Here is a 14,876-nt window from a genome sequence, read left to right on the forward strand (position 1 = left end):
GTCGTGTCGTGGAGCCGTCTCCCGAGCCACCTCGCGGGAGGCGGCTCCGTCATCGCACAGGAGGGCGACACCTCGCCGCGTTGGCCGAAACACCCCCATCCCGGGCAACCCGCGCAGTCATCAACGAGGAACTGGTCCAGACCTATTGACCTACTGGTCTAGTCCTTTTAATCTCTGCGTCACCTCCTCCGAGGACCGGTTCCGGGTGTGCGCACCACCATGGCGCCCACTCCGCCTTACCCCCCGCACTTCGAACGAGGCCGAACATCCCGCACCCCCCACGGGTGCGGCCCCCCACCAGGAGGATCCGACCGTGCAGTCCCCCTTCCGTACCAGAGCCTCGCTGCTCGCGGTCGGCACAGCAGCAGCCGCGCTGCTCGCCGGCTCGCTCTCGGCGGGCGTCTCTCAGGCCGCCACGCCGACGGCCACCACGGCCACCACGGCCGCCACCCAGGAGTCCTGTCGCCCCGACGGCCTCTACGCCACACCGGGCGTCGACGTCCCGTACTGCTCCGTCTACGACGCCGAGGGCCGCGAGAAGATGGGCGCGGACCACCAGCGCCGCGTCATCGGCTACTTCACCGGATGGCGCACCGGCAAGGACGGCACCCCGGCCTACCTCGCCAACGACATTCCGTGGAACAAGATCACCCACATCAACTACGCCTTCGCGCACGTCGACGGCGCCAACAAACTGTCAGTGGGCCCCGATGGCGTGAACAACGCCGCCACCGGGATGACCTTCCCCGGTGTCGCCGGTGCCGAGATGGACCCGGCCGTGCCGTACAAGGGTCACTTCAACCAGCTCACCAAGTTCAAGAAGCTGCACCCGAACGTGAAGACGCTGATCTCCGTCGGCGGCTGGGCCGAGACCGGCGGCTACTTCGCCGCCAACGGCGACCGGGTCAACTCCGGCGGCTTCTACTCGATGGCCACCAACGCCGACGGTTCCGTGAACCAGGCCGGCATCGACACCTTCGCGGACTCCTCCGTCGCGTTCATCAAGAAGTACGGCTTCAACGGTGTCGACATCGACTACGAGTACCCGACCACGATGAAGGACGCCGGCAACCCGCTGGACTGGCAGGTCGCCAACGCGCGCCGCGCCGGTCTGGTCAAGGGCTACGCCGCGCTGATGAAGACCCTCCGCGAGAAGCTCGACCGGGCCGGTGCCGCCGACGGGAAGCACTACCTGCTGACCGTGGCAGCGCCCTCCTCCGGGTACCTGCTGCGCGGGATGGAGACCTTCCAGGTCCAGAAGTACCTGGACTACGTCAACATCATGTCCTACGACCTACACGGTGCCTGGAACGAGCACGTCGGTCCGAACGCCTCGCTCTTCGACGACGGCAAGGACAGCGAACTCGCCGCCGCCGGCGTGTACTCGACCGCGCAGTACGGCGGGGTCGGCTACCTCAACACCGACTGGGCGTACCACTACTTCCGCGGCTCGATGCCGGCCGGCCGCATCAACATCGGCCTGCCGTACTACACCCGCGGCTTCAAGAACGTCCAGGGCGGCACCGACGGCCTGTGGGGCAAGGCCGCCGCGAGCACCTGCCCGGCCGGGGCGGGCCTGACCAAGTGCGGTGACGGCGCCGTCGGCATCGACAACCTGTGGCACGACAAGGACACGGCGGGCCAGGAGTCCCCGGCCGGCTCCAACCCGATGTGGCACGCCAAGAACCTGGAGAAGGGTGTCGTCGGCGACTACATCACCCGGTACGGCTTCGCCGCCAACACCCAGCTGACCGGCACGTACGTCCGCAAGTACGACGCGACGCTGGTCGCGCCGTGGCTGTGGAACGCGCAGAAGAAGGTCTTCCTCTCCACCGAGGACGAGCAGTCGGTGGCCGCCAAGGCCGACTACGTCGTGAACAAGGGCATCGGCGGCACGATGATCTGGGAGCTGGCGGGCGACTACCGCTGGAACGCCGCCAAGGGCCAGTACGAGGCCGGCGACACCCTGACCACCGCGATGTACGAGAAGTTCAAGGCGGCGACCCCGTACGGCGCCAAGAAGTCGAACATCGCGCTGCCGACCGAGGCCATCAAGGTGGACGCCGACTTCGGTCAGTTCGCGCTCGGTGACTCCAACTACCCCATCAGCCCCAAGCTGACGATCACCAACCGCACGACCACGGCGCTGCCCGGTGGTACGGAGTTCCAGTTCGACTACGCCACCTCGGCCCCGGCCAACGCGAAGGACCAGTCCGGCTTCGGCACCTCGATCATCCGCAGCGACCACACCGGCAACAACGTGGGCGGCCTGAAGGGCGACTTCAACCGCGTCTCGCTGAAGCTGCCGGCCTGGCAGTCGCTGGCCCCGGGCGCCTCCGTCGCGCTGGACTTCGTCTACTACTCCCCGACCTCGACCCCGTCCAACTGGACGGTGACGTTCGGCGGCAAGACGTACGCGATCACCGGCGACCTGGCCCGCGGCACGACGGTCGTCGAGCCGGGTGGCGGCAACGGTGGCCCCGGCCCCGGCAACGGCACCTGCACCGCCCCGGCCTGGACCCCGGCCGGCGAGTACGGCACCGGTGTGACCGTCTCGCACACCGGGCGCAACTGGAAGGCCAAGTGGTGGACGAAGGGTGACGCGCCCGGCACCACCGGTCAGTGGGGCGTCTGGCAGGACCTGGGTGCCTGCTGACCTCTGACCCATCGACGCGAAGGCCCCTCGACGGCACGGTCCCTGACCCCGCCGCCGTCGAGGGGCCTTCGTCATGCCCGGCACCCCTGCCGGTGCGGAGGGGCCGACAGCCCCCGGGGGGAGGCACCTTCCGGGGTCGCCGCACTGCCCCCCGGCTGGGGGCAGCCGTTCCGCCGGGGGGCGCGGACCGGCGTGACCGTCCACCCATGGGTGGACGCGACGGCCTCGGAACAGCGACCGCGGTCTGACGCGCCAGGGTACGGCGCCGGTCTACCGTCCACGCATGGTCAGACTCACTCGGGCGGCCACGGCCGTCGCACTCGCGTTGACTCTCGCTCTGCCCGTCGCCGTGGCGTCCACCGCCTCCGCCGCCCCACCGACCGCACCCGGCCCCTCCGCCGTGGCGGCCGATCGCCCGGAACTCCCCCGCCCGACCGGGAAGCACGCCGTCGGAAGCACCGTGATCCCGCTCCTCGACAGGGCGCGCACCGACCCCTGGGTGCCCACCGCGGCGGGCCGTGAACTCATGGTCACCGTCCACTACCCGGCCGCGCGCCCGGGAGCCGGACGGCCTGCCCCGTACGCCACCACCGAAGAGGCCCGGCTCTTCGCGAAGGGACTCGGTTTCGACGCCGCCGTACCGGCCGCGGAGCTGAGCGCGATGCGGACCCACGGGCGGACCGGCGCCCGCCCCGCCCCGGGGACGTACCCCCTGGTCGTCCTCTCCCCCGGCTTCAGCGTCTCCCGGTACACGCTCACCCATCTCGCGGAGGACCTCGCGAGCCGGGGTTACGTCGTCGCGTCCGTCGACCACGCGTACGAGTCCTTCGGTATCGCCGTCCCCGGCCGGCAGATACTGACCTGCGTCGCCTGCCCGGCGCTGGAGTCGGGTACGACCCATCCCGGGGTCGTCACGGCGACCCGCGCCGACGACGTGTCGTTCGTGCTGGACAAGCTCACCGGGCACCGTCCGGTGTGGCGGCACGCCGGCATGATCGACAAGAAGCGGATCGGTATGGCGGGCCACTCCATCGGTGGCGCGAGCGCCGCCACCGCGATGGCGGGCGACCACCGGGTGCGGGCGGGCGTCAACATGGACGGGGCGTTCTGGGAGGAGCTGCCCCCCGAAGGGCTCGGCGGGCGGCCGTTCATGATGCTGGGCACCGACGACGATGTGCACCGGCCGGGGGGCCGGGACGCGACCTGGGACCGGATGTGGCCCAGGCTGGACGGCTGGAAGCGGTGGCTGACCGTCGCCGGTTCCGAGCACTTCACCTTCTCCGACAGTCCGGTCATCCAGCGGCACTTCGGGCTGCCGCAGCCACCACTGTCCGCCCGGCGCGCGCTGGCGATCACCCGTACCTATGTCGGGGCCTTCTTCGACCAGCATCTGCGCGGGAAGCAGCAGCCGGTGCTGTCGGGGCCGGGCGCCGCCAACCCCGAGGTGGTCTTCCACCATCAGTGAGCCCCCCGCCGGAGGGCGCGGCCCCGCGTGGTGCCGTCCGGGAGGGTCCGGACGGCACCACGCGGGGCCGCGGGCCCACGCCCGCTCCGATCCGTGCCGCCATCGGAGGTGTTGTTGGCGGTGTCCGCGGTGTTCACGGTGTCCGCACCCGTGATCACGCGGGGGCCGCGTCATCATGTCCGGAAGCACTCGCGGACGATCGAGGAGACCACCTTGGACAGGACCATGAGAGCCGTCGTGCTCGACGAACCGGGTCCGGTGGAACGCCTGCGGGTGCGGGAGCTGCCGATCCCCGAACCGCCCCCGGGCTGGGTGCGCGTCAAGATCGAGGCGTTCGGTCTCAACCGCTCCGAACTCCACACCCGGCTCGGTCTCGCCGAGGGAGTGACCTTCCCCCGCGTACTCGGCATCGAGGCCGTCGGTACCGTCGACGCCGATCCGGACGGCGGCCTGGAGCCCGGCCAGCAGGTCGCCGCCCTCATGGGCGGCATGGGCCGGACCTACGACGGCGGCTACGCCGAGTACACGGTGGTGCCGCGCTCCCAGCTCGTCCCCTTCCGTTCGGGACTGCCCTGGGAGACGCTCGGGGCCATCCCCGAGACCCTGCAGACCGCCTACGGATCGCTGACGACCGGACTCGATCTCCGCCGGGGGCAGACGTTCCTGGTCCGGGGCGGCACCTCGGCGCTGGGCCTCGCCGCCGCGGCGCTCGCCAAGGACCTCGGCGCGACCGTGCTGTCCACCACCCGCAACCCGGACCGCGTCAAGGCCCTCGCGGCGCACGGCGTCGACCATCCGCTGGTGGACGACGGCGATATCGCCGCGCGGGTGCGGGAGATCGTGCCGGAGGGGGTGGCCGCCGCGCTGGAGCTGGTCGGCACCCCCACGCTGCCCGACACCCTGGCCGCCACCCGCGTCCACGGCACGGTCTGCTTCACCGGGATGCTCTCCAACCAGTGGATCGTCCGGGACTTCTACCCGATCGACTATCTGCCCACCGGCGTGCAGCTCACCGCCTATGGTGGTGGCGCCGCCGACCTGCCCGCCAATGTGCTCCAGGGTTTCCTCGACCGCATCGAGGCCGGAGAGCTCTCCCTCGGGCCCGTCCATGTGTACGCGCTGGACGACATCAGGAGCGCGCACCAGGATCTGGAGAACGGGCGGCGCGCGGGGAAGCTGGTGGTCCGCACCGCGACCGATGGTGCCGCCGGAGCCGATTGAGCGGGCTCACGGCCGGGGCAGTGCGCGGGGTTCGATCCGTTCCTCGACCGCCGTGTCTCCGTCGCGGGTGACGAGATAGGCGCCCTTACCCGGGATCTCGGTGACCGCCTCGGCCAGTTCGGTGCCCCGGTAGACCAGGCCGACCCCGTCGTCGGTGCAGTGGGTGGTCGGCAGGGTGCCGTCCGCCACGAGCTGGTGGATGAGGGGCCGGCGGCCCTTGTCCACGTCGTAGTGCACCCCGTTGCCGTACGGCAGCAGGCCGAGTGCGTCGGTCAGCGGGCGCAGTTCGGGGCCGAAGGAGTCGGTGGTGCCACCGGTGAACCAGCAGAGGGAGCCCGCGCTGACCCCGCCCAGGACGACCCCCGCCCGCCAGGCGCGCCGGAAGATCGCGTCGAGGCCGTGGACGCGCCACACCGCCAGCAGGTTCGCCACCGAACCGCCCATGACCCAGACGAGGTCCTGGTCGAGGACCGCGCCCTCGATATCGTCGAGGTTCGGCATGGGGAAGAGGTGCAGGGGCGTCAGATCGAATCCGGCGACCCGGGCGGCCTCGGTCATCCGGCTGGTGAAGTGCTCGGCGTCGCCGATGGCGGTGCCGACGTACAGGACGCGGGGGCGGCGACCGTGGGCCCCCGACAGTTCGACCCCGTGGTGCACCAGGGAGTTGAACTCCACCATGGTGCGCCCGCCCAGGCGGTGTCCTCCGGAAGTGGCCAGGATGGTGGGCTCGGATGCGCTCATGCTTCATGATCCTATCGACCCGCCGTCCCCCGCGCGGGGGCACGGCCCCCCGGTGGTCAGCCGCCGAAGAGCCTGCGCCACCAGGACGGGTCGGCGGCCCGTTCCAGCGACGCCTCGGCCCCGTCCGCGGGCGTGGCGGCCGGCAGGGGTTGCGCGGCCGACGGGGCGGTGTCCCCAACCGCAGGTGTGGCCTGCTGGGCCGAGGGGCCCGAGAACCGTACGGGCAGCGTGGTGAGCCTGCTCGACATCCAGGACGCGGTCATCCGCAACTCGGCCTCGGGCACGGCCAGCCGCAGGTCGGACAGGCGCGAGAGCAGGGTGTCGATACCGGTGTCGATGATCGCCCGGCCGACGTCCATGCCCGGGCATTCGTGCGGTCCGCCCCCGAAGGAGAGGTGTGAGCGGTTGCCGTGCATCGAGGCGCCGAGATCGAGCCGGATCTCCGGGTCGACGTTACCGGCCGCGATACCGAGCATCACCATGTCCCCGGCCTTGATCCGCTGGCCGCCGAGGGAGGTGTCGCCGGTCGCCCACCGGTTCGGGATCACGGCGAGCGGCGGATGGTTCCAGAGCACCTGGTCCAGCGCGTCCGGCAGGGTCATCTGGCCGCCTGAGAGGTTGCCGCGGAAGCGGGGGTCGGTCAGCGCCATCCGCAGCGTGTCGGAGATCAGGCTGACCGTGGTCTCGTTCGACGCGACCAGCGCGTACCGCAGGTGTTCACAGACCTCGTCCTCGGTCAGGGCCGACGGATGGGCGAGGAGTGAGCTGATGAAGTCCTTGCCCGGTTCGTCCTTCTTCCGCTGGACCACCCTCCGCATGACGTCCATGACGTAGTCACTGCTCCGGAAGGCCGTCCCGGTGCCCTGAACCAGGTCGCGCACCGCGGCGCCCAGTGGCACGCAGTACCGCTCGGGTATGCCGAACAGCCGGCTCATCACGAGCACCGGCAGCTTCTCGGCGAAGTCGACGACGAGATCGGCCTCACCCCGCCCGGCGAACTCGTCGACGAGCTGGTGGGTGTAGCGGACGACATGACGGCGGACGCCATGGCGGTTGAAGAGCGCCAGGCTGTCGGTGATCGCGCTGCGGAGCCGGGCGTGCTCCTCCCCGTCGGCGAAGGCCAGCAGTGGCTGCCATGCGGTGACCAGGCGCAGTGGGGAGTCCGCGGAGACCCGGCCCTCCTGGAAGGCGTTCCAGCGGCGGGAATCGCAGGAGTAGAGCGACGGGGCGCGCATCACCTCCAGGTTCTCCCGGTGGCCGAGCACCAGCCAGGCGGAGAGGTCTCCCGGGAGGAGGACCGGCGCGACCTGTCCGTGTTCCCGGCGCAGGCTCTCGTACAGCGTGTGCGGAGAGCCCTCGGCCTCGGCCCCGTACAACCGCCGTGGACCGCCGAGCCCTTGGGCGTGCGCGGGGCACTCCGGGGGTGGGACGGGCACGGGTGAGGTGCCGGTCGGGTCTGGGTACGGGCTGGTCACGATGCCTCCGGGGAGCAAGGGCACGGGTGGTACGGCCGGGAGCCGGCAGCATATCGCCGGACGATCATCCACCCGTATGTGATCCCCCCGGCGTGAATTCAGCTCCTCGAAGGGCGACTTGGCCACCGCCCCCCGCCCGGCCGGAAACACCCCCTGTCGGTCCGGCCGCGCCGGCCCTGAGCCGCGCTCCCACCGGGCCGGTCTGGCCGGCGCCTGGCGGCTGACCCACACTGTCCCCATGACGGATGAGGTCACGCTTCAGCTACTCGATCGGTTCGTCGGTGATGTCCGGGACCTCCTGTCGCCGCTCTCGGTCTGGGCGCATGGGTCGCTCGGCGGCGGCGACTACCGGCCGGGCCGTAGCGATCTCGATCTGATCGCCGTCCTGGCGCAGCCGTGCACGCACGCGGAGCGGGAGCGGCTCGGCGGACTCCATCGACGGCTCACGGCCGATCTGCCGCTCGCGTCCCGGCTGCACTGCGGCTATCTCGTGGCCGCGGAGGCGGATGACACCGACCGCGCTCATCTCACATGGGCCCATGAGGAGTTGTCCGAGCGGCCGGTGAGCCCGGTGACCCGGCGCGAACTGCACGAGTTCGGTGTCGTCCTGTACGGCCGGCCACCGGCAGGAGTGCTGCCCCCGGTGACCGACCGCCGGCTCACCGAGCATGTCCTGCGGGATCTGGGGGGCTACTGGCGCCCCCTCGTGGACCGGCCCGAGCTGTGGCTGGCGGACATCTGGGTCGATCTCGGCCTGCTGACCCTGGCCCGGGCCACGGTGACCCTGCGGACCGGCGCGCTGATCACCAAGGCCGCGGCGCTCGATGTGCTCGCCGGGGAACTCGGTGCCCCCGCCGAGGTCGTGGCGGACATCCGACGGCGCAGGTACGGCGATCCCGAGCCGGCCACCCCGGAGTGGCTCGCCCGCCGGGCGGAGCTGACCACGGCCTTCCTCGGGCCGGCGATCGACCGGACGGTGCGGGACGGTCGCTGAACCCGGGCCGTACGGGAGAGCGGTCCCCCCGGCCGGGTGCCGGGATCAGCGGGAGCGGATCGCGGTGCCCCCCGGCGGTGCCCGGAGCGGGGGCCCTGCGCGATCGGCGCCGAACCGCCGTGAAACGTGGGCTGGTTCACACCCGGTCCGCCGGGTGAAACATTTCCGGGGCACCACCGCATCTCTGAGGTGAGGGGCGAATGAGCCCCCGCACAACCACAGGGATGGACGGGGAGGGCATGAGAAAGTCCCGCGAGGACGAGTTCATGGAGTTCGCCAGCGGTCTCACAGGCCATCTGTATCGCTCGGCGTGCCTTCTGACCAGCGGTGACACCTACCTCGCGGAGGATCTGGTGCAGGAGACCCTGGGCCGGATGTACGCGAGGTGGGGCCGGATCTCCGAGGTGGACAACCCCACCGCATACGCCCGGACCGTGCTCGTCCGCACCTACCTCTCCTATCGGAGGAGGCGGTCGTCGGACGAGCGGCCCGTCGGAGAGTTGCCCGACCTCCCCATCGTCTCGGGCAACGATCCGCTGCTGCGCCTGGCGCTCCTCGAAGCGCTGCGGCGGCTGTCGCCCAAGGACCGCGCCGTGGTGGTGCTCCGCTACTGGGAGGACCGCAGCGTCGAGGAGACCGCGGAGGCGATGGACACCAGCCCCGGCTCCGTACGCACCCGTTCCACCCGCGCGCTGGCACGGATGCGCATGCACCTCGGCGGCAGCCTCTCCGCCTTCTTCTCGGTCACCTGAGACCTCCGCCCCACCCGTACCCGTGTCACCGACAGGAGACCGTGATCCACCATGCCCATGGACGACGACCTGACCTCTGAACACGACCACGACCACGACGAGTTCGCCCACCGGCTCGGCGAGGCGATGCAGCGGACCGGTGGCACCTTCCCCATCGATCGGATCGCGCTCCTGGAGGAGGGGGTGCGCCGGGGCCGGTCGCGGGTGCGCCGCCGCAGAGTGACCGCCGTGACCGGCGGGCTGCTGGCCCTCGTCGTCACCGGTACGGCCGGGGCGTACGGGACCGGGGTGTTCGACTCCTCCCAGGAGGCGTCGGTGGCCTCCTCGGGGCCGAGCGGGGCCGCGAGCTGGCGGCCGAGCCCGGATGCGAGGAATCCGGACGATCCCAAGAATCCCCGGACGACGGAGAAGTCCGACCCCCGCTGGAACGACCCCAAATGGCATATGCGCGCCAGCGCCCGCGAGATGATCCGCCTGCTGGAGATCGCGCTGCCCGAGGGGAGGTTCAGCGAACAGCGCGGCACCAGCCACTTCGGCGGCCCGGACAATCAGGCCGAGGCGTCGCTGGTGTACGACGACGGCTACGGCAAGGCGCTCGTCCAGATCTCCGCCCGGCGGGCGGATCCGAAGAGCGCGGCGGAGCAGAAGTCGATGAAGTGCCATAAGGGAAGGGGCCTCTTGAAGGATTGGGTGGACTGCGAAGCGGAGACCCGGCGTCCGGTGCCCGGCTCGCCGGGCGTGGTCGTGGCACAGAGGTCCCGGCTCGTCAACGCCGGTTTCCGGGTGGATGTGCGGCAGTACAACGCGCCCGCGGCGAAGGGCGCCGCGCCCAGCCGGAGCAATCCGCCGCTGGACCCCGTGCAGTTCATCAATCTGGCGCTCTTCGTGGGGAGCTCGTTCACCGAATTCGGCGTGCTGAACGCCGGCGTCTTCGCCGAGCCGAAGCGATATCAGCTCACTCACGACGGTCAGCGCCTGCGGGAGACTCTCGCCCGACTGATCCCCCCGGGGCACTCGCCCCGGGGTGGCGGTGGCTCCCGCGACGAGGCATATCACCTGGTGTACGACATCAAATTGAAGGTCAAGACGTATCTACGGGTCACCGTCGAGAAGGCCACTCCGGACGGCGGCAAGGTGACCACCGAACAGAAGGCGGGTCAACGGGAGGGCGTCAAGGAGTGGTCGGCGTCCACCGTCACGCCGGACGGGCTGCGGGTCACGGCCACCTCCTTCAACGCGGAGTATCCGCACTCGGCCGCGGTCCGGGAGAACCCCGCCCTCACCCTGGAGCAGTTGTCCGGGATCGTCACCAGCCCGCGCTGGCACCGGTTCAAGTAGCGGCACGGACCGGGCGCCCCCGCGGCTCATGGGCCAAGGACTCCCGGTCGCGCGCCCTCACGAACGGCCGGCACCGCGCGCCCTCGTCCCGTTTCCGGGCGCGCGGTGCCGGTCCGCTCCCCGTGGCCGGCCCGGGTCGCCGCGGAGAGAGGGTCCGGCGCTCTTCCGCCGACCGCGGCCCGTCAGGAACACTCCAGGGGGATCAACCACCACGGAGGACCCGGTGACGGGAGTGACGGGAAGGGCGGGAGTGACGGTGTCGAGCAGGCGCACGGCCCGGGGAACCCACCCCGGCCCCCGACCCGTCGTCGCTCCCGTCCGAGGGACGCCGACACCGCCGACGGACGCCCCCGCTCCCCGTGTCGGGACACCCGGACGCGTCCCTCGCCTCCCCGCCGAGGGGGCCGGCGTCCTCCGGATGGTCCTCCCCGTCCGATGTGTCCCCCGCCGCCCCCACGGCGGCGTGGCGGACGCGACCCGTCCCCTGAGGAGCCAGCGTGACCCGGTCCCCCCTGCCCGTCTTCCGGGCCCAACCGAAATCGATCCTGCTGTGGACGACCGTCGCCGTGGCCGGCGCGATCTGCTGGGGCGTGCTGGCCCTGGCCCGCGGTGAAGAGATCTCGGCCGTCTGGCTGGTCGGCGCCGCCCTGGGCTCGTACGCCATCGCCTACCGCTTCTACTCGCGCTTCATCGCCACCCGGGTGCTCAGGCCGGACGACACCCGAGCGACTCCCGCCGAGCGGCTGGAGGACGGCGTCGACTACCAGCCGACCGACCGCCGGGTGCTGCTCGGTCATCACTTCGCCGCCATCGCGGGCGCGGGCCCGCTGGTGGGTCCCGTACTGGCCCTGCAGATGGGCTACCTGCCGGGCACGATCTGGATCGTCTTCGGAGTGATCTTCGCCGGGGCGGTGCAGGACATGGTGGTCCTGTTCCTGTCGATGCGCCGGGACGGCAAGAGCCTCGGGCAGATGGCCCGGGAGGAGATCGGCGCGGTGGGCGGCGCCGCGGCACTCATCGCCGTCTTCATCATCATGATCATTCTGCTGGCGGTGCTGGCACTGGTCGTGGTCAACGCCCTCGCCCACTCGCCGTGGGGCACCTTCTCGGTCGCCATGACCATCCCGATCGCCCTGTTCATGGGCTTCTATCTGCATATCCTGCGCCCGGGGCGGGTGTTGGAGACCAGTCTCATCGGGGTGGTCCTGCTGCTGCTCGCGATCGTCGGCGGCGGGTGGATCGAGAACTCGGGGCTGAAGGACACCTTCACGCTCAGCCCGACCACGCTGGTCTTCTGTCTCGTCGGGTACGGATTCATCGCCTCGGTCCTGCCGGTGTGGATGCTGCTGGCGCCCCGCGACTACCTCTCCACCTTTATGAAGATCGGCACCATCGCGCTGCTCGCCCTCGGCGTGCTGTTCGCCGCACCGGTGCTCCAGGCGGACGCGGTGAGCTCGTTCGCGTCCTCCGGGGCGGGCCCGGTGTTCGCGGGGTCCCTCTTCCCGTTCCTCTTCATCACCATCGCCTGCGGCGCGCTCTCCGGCTTCCACTCGCTCGTCTCCTCGGGCACCACTCCGAAGCTGATCGCGAAGGAGTCCCAGGTCCGCATGATCGGGTACGGCGCCATGCTGATGGAGTCGTTCGTCGCCGTGATGGCGCTGATCGCCGCAGCGGTCCTCGACCCGGGCCTGTACTACGCCATGAACGCGCCGGCCGGTCTACTCGGCTCGACCGTCGAATCCGCCTCCCGGGCCGTCGCCGATCTGGGCTTCACCATCTCGCCGGAGGAACTGGCCGCGGCGGCGAAGGCGGTCGAGGAGAGCACGCTGGTCGCGCGCACCGGCGGGGCACCGACGCTCGCGGTCGGCATGTCGCAGATCTTCTCCGACGTCATCGGCGGGGAGGGCATGAAGGCGTTCTGGTACCACTTCGCCATCATGTTCGAGGCCCTGTTCATCCTGACGACCGTGGACGCCGGTACCCGGGTGGGTCGCTTCATGCTCCAGGACATGCTGGGCAACGTCTGGAAGCCGCTCGGCCGGGTCAACTGGAAGCCGGGGATCTGGCTGGCGAGCGCGCTGGTCGTGGCCGGGTGGGGGTACTTCCTGCACGCCGGGGCCACCGACCCGCTCGGCGGGATCAACCAGCTCTTCCCGCTGTTCGGGATCGCCAACCAACTGCTCGCCGCCGTCGCCCTCACCGTGGCGACCACCGTGCTGATCAAGTCCGGCCGGTTCCGCTGGGCGTGGGTGACCGGTGTCCCGCTCGCCTTCACCGTGGCCGTCACCTTCACCGCGAGCTGGCAGAAGGTCCTCTCATCCGACCCGCGGGTGGGCTTCTTCGCCCAGCGGGACAGGTTCGCGGACGCCATCGACGCCGGCAAGGTCCTGCCGCCCGCCAAGAGCATGGACGATATGCACACCATCGTCACCAACTCCACCGTGGACGGGGTGCTGATCGTCCTCTTCGTGGTGCTGGTCAGCACGGTCATCGTCAACGCGGCGGTGGTCTGCGTCCGGACGCTGCGCTCCTCGGTGCCGCCGACGACGTCCGAGGCACCGTATGTGGCCTCGAAGCTCGACGCCCCGGCCGAGGAACTCACGGGGGTCCGCCCATGAGCGCGGGAAGCCTGCTGCGGGGCGTGGGCCTGCGCGTGCGCGCCGTCCACCGGTATCTGCGGGAAGTCACCGGGGAGACGGCGTACGAGCGGCACTGCGAGCGGCTGCGCCGCGACCGTCCGGGGGTACCCCCGCCGACCAGGCGCGAGTTCCAGCGGATCCTCGCCCGCCGGCAGGAGGCGGAGCCGGGGTCCCGCTGCTGCTGACCGGCCCGCCACTGCGGTGGTGGTGGCACGTCCGGCAGGGCGCGCCACCACCACCGCCGTACTCCCTCCGCCCCCGTACGGACCCGGCTCCGCCCGCTCCCCCGGAGCGCGGCGCTGCCGCCTCGTCGGCTACTCGTCCAGGCGTCTACTCGTCCATGGTCGGGGAACTCAACCAGCGGGCGACCGCGTCGGCGATCGGCTGCCCGGTCTGCAGCTCGATGAAGCCGAACTGGCCGCCCTGGTTGCACTCCAGGAACCACCAGGTGCCGTCGCCGTCCTCGGCGAAGTCGAAGGCGCCGTAGGCGAGCCCGGAGAGCTTCCGGTACAGCGTGACGGCCCGCTGGACGCCCGCGGGCACGGCCACGGCCTCCCAGTCGTGGCCGGTCTCCCCGTACCGGCCGTCCACCTGGCCGGGTTCGGCGACCTTCCGCGCCGCGAACGTCTCGTCACCGACGCTCGTCAGCCGGATGTCCGCCCGTTTGGCGACGTACCGCTGGAGCAGCGTGGGGCCGGCCGCCACCTCGGAGAAGTCCGTGCCGGGCGGTACGAGGGTGGTCGGCAGCGCCATCGGCGGATCGTTCGGCGGCTTTCCGGACACCGCCTTCACCACGACGTGCCGGTACTGGTCCGCGAACTGCTGGGCGACCCGCGGATAGGTGGTGACGACCGTGGCGGGCACGGGGAACCCGCTGCGGTGCGCGAGGCGTAGCTGCCACGGTTTCAGTCGCGCCCTGGCGGCCGCGCCGGGATCGTTCATCCAGCGGGCCGCCGTGCACTCCAGCACGCCGTACAGCGCCTGTCCGCTCTCCGCGGTGAGCCAGGGCGAGGGCTCGCCGGCATGGGCGGCCGGCTCACCGGGTCTGCGCACCCAGATGGAGCGCAGACCGTCCATGCTCACCACGCGTCCGCCCGTGGACAGATAGCCACGGAACTCACCCCGGACGAACTCGGCGGACAGGGCACCCTCGCCAGGAAGGTCGGCGGGGTCGAAGCGGACCAGCGGGGCGCCTCGCTTGTGTAGCTGAGCCACCACCATGTCCGCGGTCACATCCTGCTCACAGGTCAGGATCAGAACGGTCATCGTGTGTCGTGAAATCTCGGTCGTGATACTCGGTCGCGGCTTCTCAGTCGTCGAAGTGGGTCGCCGAACCGGCGGTCGACGTGGTGGTGCCGACCGCGGCGAGCAGCGCCCTGTCCATGATGGCGGGGCGCCCGTCGGGCAGCACGTTCAGTTGCAGAGTGGCGTCATACGAGTACTGGTCGATGACAGGCGCCAGCTCGGCCGGACGTGCGTAGTTCCACGCGAACGGTTTCATGCTTTCTCCCTGGCCCACATAAGACTGTCCGGGGGCCACTACGTGGCCACAATGAGGAGCAATACACGGATGCGATGTAGTCGTTTCATCACGT

Annotated in this window: 12 protein-coding genes; 8 read left to right on the forward strand and 4 right to left on the reverse strand. The window is 70.9% G+C overall.

Features of this window, described 5'->3' with window-relative positions; genetic code table 11:
• Window positions 1-313: 313 nt before the first annotated feature.
• The 3 genes from ACH4S7_RS19945 (at window position 314) to ACH4S7_RS19955 (ending at window position 5,342) form a co-directional block, all read left to right on the forward strand.
• Window positions 314-2,656 (forward strand): chitinase C-terminal domain-containing protein, encoded by a 2,343-nt coding sequence (locus tag ACH4S7_RS19945; protein ID WP_398522535.1) that lies wholly within the window; start codon window positions 314-316, stop codon window positions 2,654-2,656.
• Between the two features lie 283 nt (window positions 2,657-2,939).
• A complete protein-coding gene (locus ACH4S7_RS19950; RefSeq protein WP_398522536.1) occupies window positions 2,940-4,121 on the forward strand; it encodes an alpha/beta hydrolase family protein in 1,182 nt (393 codons plus the stop codon).
• Between the two features lie 225 nt (window positions 4,122-4,346).
• Complete coding sequence (locus ACH4S7_RS19955) at window positions 4,347-5,342, forward strand: zinc-binding dehydrogenase (protein ID WP_398522803.1); 996 nt, start codon at window positions 4,347-4,349, stop codon at window positions 5,340-5,342.
• A 6-nt stretch (window positions 5,343-5,348) separates the two neighbouring features.
• On the opposite strand, the gene ACH4S7_RS19960 is transcribed toward ACH4S7_RS19955, so the two are convergent.
• Both ACH4S7_RS19960 and ACH4S7_RS19965 read right to left on the reverse strand, forming a co-directional pair.
• Window positions 5,349-6,083, reverse strand: coding sequence for a Type 1 glutamine amidotransferase-like domain-containing protein (locus tag ACH4S7_RS19960; protein ID WP_398522537.1), 735 nt, complete (start codon window positions 6,081-6,083; stop codon window positions 5,349-5,351).
• 56 nt (window positions 6,084-6,139) lie between these two features.
• Window positions 6,140-7,558, reverse strand: coding sequence for a cytochrome P450 (locus ACH4S7_RS19965; RefSeq protein ID WP_398522538.1), 1,419 nt, complete (start codon window positions 7,556-7,558; stop codon window positions 6,140-6,142).
• A gap of 238 nt (window positions 7,559-7,796) precedes the next feature.
• Between ACH4S7_RS19965 and ACH4S7_RS19970 the strand changes: the two genes are divergently transcribed.
• The 5 genes from ACH4S7_RS19970 to ACH4S7_RS19990 all read left to right on the forward strand — a co-directional run bounded on the left by ACH4S7_RS19970 (window position 7,797) and on the right by ACH4S7_RS19990 (window position 13,466).
• Window positions 7,797-8,552, forward strand: a complete 756-nt coding sequence (locus ACH4S7_RS19970) for a nucleotidyltransferase domain-containing protein (RefSeq protein ID WP_398522539.1) — start codon at window positions 7,797-7,799, stop codon at window positions 8,550-8,552.
• A gap of 239 nt (window positions 8,553-8,791) precedes the next feature.
• A complete protein-coding gene (locus tag ACH4S7_RS19975) occupies window positions 8,792-9,304 on the forward strand; it encodes a SigE family RNA polymerase sigma factor (protein ID WP_398522540.1) in 513 nt (170 codons plus the stop codon).
• Window positions 9,305-9,355: 51 nt separating this feature from the next.
• Window positions 9,356-10,642: a hypothetical protein gene (locus ACH4S7_RS19980; protein ID WP_398522541.1), complete on the forward strand. Its 1,287-nt coding sequence runs from the start codon at window positions 9,356-9,358 to the stop codon at window positions 10,640-10,642.
• Window positions 10,643-11,139: 497 nt separating this feature from the next.
• The gene (locus ACH4S7_RS19985) at window positions 11,140-13,260 is read left to right on the forward strand and encodes a carbon starvation CstA family protein (protein ID WP_398522542.1); all 2,121 of its coding nucleotides are present in this window, start codon (window positions 11,140-11,142) and stop codon (window positions 13,258-13,260) included.
• Window positions 13,257-13,466, forward strand: coding sequence for a YbdD/YjiX family protein (locus tag ACH4S7_RS19990; RefSeq protein WP_398522543.1), 210 nt, complete (start codon window positions 13,257-13,259; stop codon window positions 13,464-13,466). Before ACH4S7_RS19985 ends, ACH4S7_RS19990 begins: the two co-directional genes overlap by 4 nt.
• Window positions 13,467-13,611: 145 nt before the next feature.
• On the opposite strand, the gene tgmB is transcribed toward ACH4S7_RS19990, so the two are convergent.
• Both tgmB and tgmA read right to left on the reverse strand, forming a co-directional pair.
• Complete coding sequence (gene tgmB / locus ACH4S7_RS19995; protein ID WP_398522544.1) at window positions 13,612-14,547, reverse strand: ATP-grasp ribosomal peptide maturase; 936 nt, start codon at window positions 14,545-14,547, stop codon at window positions 13,612-13,614.
• 43 nt (window positions 14,548-14,590) lie between these two features.
• On the reverse strand, window positions 14,591-14,782 hold the full coding sequence (gene tgmA / locus ACH4S7_RS20000) for a putative ATP-grasp-modified RiPP (RefSeq protein WP_398522545.1): 192 nt from the start codon (window positions 14,780-14,782) through the stop codon (window positions 14,591-14,593).
• Window positions 14,783-14,876: the final 94 nt, after the last annotated feature.

It is taken from the genome of Streptomyces sp. NPDC020965 (genome assembly GCF_044333555.1).
Classification (GTDB): Bacteria; Actinomycetota; Actinomycetes; order Streptomycetales; family Streptomycetaceae; genus Streptomyces.